General features: G+C 32.2%; 2 protein-coding genes. Both read left to right on the top strand.

Annotated features, from left to right (window positions below; genetic code table 11):
• Positions 1 to 120: 120 nt before the first annotated feature.
• Positions 121 to 990: an SIS domain-containing protein gene (locus tag AABE15_RS02900; RefSeq protein WP_338329782.1), complete on the top strand. Its 870-nt coding sequence runs from the start codon at positions 121 to 123 to the stop codon at positions 988 to 990.
• Between the two features lie 17 nt (positions 991 to 1,007).
• On the top strand, positions 1,008 to 1,928 hold the full coding sequence (locus AABE15_RS02895) for a ribokinase (RefSeq protein ID WP_338329781.1): 921 nt from the start codon (positions 1,008 to 1,010) through the stop codon (positions 1,926 to 1,928).
• The last annotated feature ends 152 nt before the right edge of the window (positions 1,929 to 2,080 follow it).

Here is a 2,080-nt window from a genome sequence, read left to right as displayed (position 1 = left end):
ACTATTAGTAATGTTTTCTAAAATTATTTACATAATCTATATTTTTGTCTTATTAATAAATAAGTTATTTTAAATTAGGATTAATAAATTGAATATTGCCTTTTATATTGGGGGCGTTTTATGCATCAAAAATTATTTGGTAAAGATATTATCTTATATGCACGAACTATTGCTCCAACCCTTGCAAAAAAAGAAAGGTTGGTTGTTAGTTTTATTGAGAATAGTACGAATGACATATTGAAAATGAATATTTCGGATATAGCAAATTTTCTCAAAGTTAGTGAGGCTTGCATTACAAAAGTTGCTAAAAAAATGGGATTTAAAGGATTTCACGAACTGAAACGTCAGTTGATTTTATGTGATTATGTTGAGGATTATCATTTTATTCAAAATTCGAAACAAGCTGCTAATTATAAAGAAATTCTCGAAAATACTTTTCTAAATTCAATTCTTTCCATTCAGGAGGCTTTAAGTGTTTTAGATCTAAAAAGTTTTAATAAAGCGGCTGAAGTATTAAGTAATTTTACCAAAAATAATAAATTAGTGATGGCAGGCTGTGGCGGATCCTCTGTTATTTGCCAGGATTTCCATCACAAACTATTGAAAATCGGCATATTTAGTAATTCTTATTTTGATTCCCATTTACAGCTGATGTCCGCATCCTTGTTAGGGAAAGGTGATATTGCGCTAGGTATTTCACATTCAAGTAAAACGCAAGATGTGATTAATATGTTAGCACTAGCAAAAGAAAATGGTGCCAGTACCATTTGTATCACGGGTGTATTGAATAGCCCTATTACAAAAATTGCCAATATTTCCATAATTACTCCTGTTAAAAATAATCCTATTACAGGGGAAAATGGAGCAACGCGTATTGTACATTTAAATATCATAGACGCGTTATTTGTTATTTTGGCAAACAGAAAAAATAACGAAAGCAAAATTAATTTACAAAAAACACAAGCCGCTGTGTTGTTCAAACGTGTTTAATGGATTGGAAGATTTTGATGAGTACGGATGTATTTGTTATTGGTAGTTTAAATTATGATATTTTAATCAAACAAGATCGTTTGCCCAAACTAGGAGAAACGTATTATGGAAATAAATTAAGCATGATGCCTGGTGGAAAGGGTGCAAATCAAGCCGTTCAGTGCGCAAAACTAGGGTTATCAGTTAAAATGCTTGGATGTGTGGGAAATGACTCTTTCGGTGATGAACTCATTCACTCTTTTCATGTAAATCATATAGATACACAATATATTAAACGTAAAAATACAACCGGCGTTGGAGTGGTTAATATTCTTAACAATGGGGACTACTATAGCACTATTATTAAAGGCGCAAATTACGCCCTACATGTTAACGATGTTTGTAATCATTTTTTTACTGGAAACCCATTGGTAATTTTACAATCAGAGATTCCTTCGGATGTTGTTAATTATGCTGTTCAACAAGCCTATGAATTTAAATGTCCTATTTTGTTAAACAATGCACCCGCCCGTTCTATTCGTAAGGACATTCTGAAGAAAGTTAACTATTTAGTAGTGAATGAAACTGAAGCTTCTTATATGACGAACACTCTTGTAGATTCTGTAGAAACCGCTTTTACAGCAGCCAGGCAATTAAAAGAAAAAATCATTTCTATTGTTTTTATTACCTTGGGTGATAAGGGATCTATTATGTATGATGGCAAAAGAATTAAACATTTTTCAGCCGTACAATGTGAGCATATTGTGGATACCACAGGAGCAGGGGATTCTTGGATCGGTGCTATCGCTTGGGCTATATTAAAAGGATATAATATGGATGATGGTGTTAATTTTGCTTCGCACGTAAGCGCTTATACGATTCGAAATTATGGTGGCCACAATTCTTTTCCAACTTTGAAAGATGTAAACCCAGCAATTTCTGTTACAAAGTTTAAATGAAGCGGATACTGTTTTAATATATTTCATACGTTAACAAAGAAAAAATTTTAGTAGGGTTTAATTTCTTTTGATCAAACCTTTTTTAAATTTGAAACATGATCGCGGCTTTTTTTCTGCACAAAAAGGTTAAAACAGCTTCTATTGTATGGAAT

The sequence above is a fragment of the Commensalibacter sp. Nvir genome, assembly GCF_963921845.1.
Classification (GTDB): domain Bacteria; phylum Pseudomonadota; class Alphaproteobacteria; order Acetobacterales; family Acetobacteraceae; genus Commensalibacter.
Note: the sequence above shows the minus strand (reverse complement) of the source record. Positions and strands in the feature narration are given on the sequence as shown.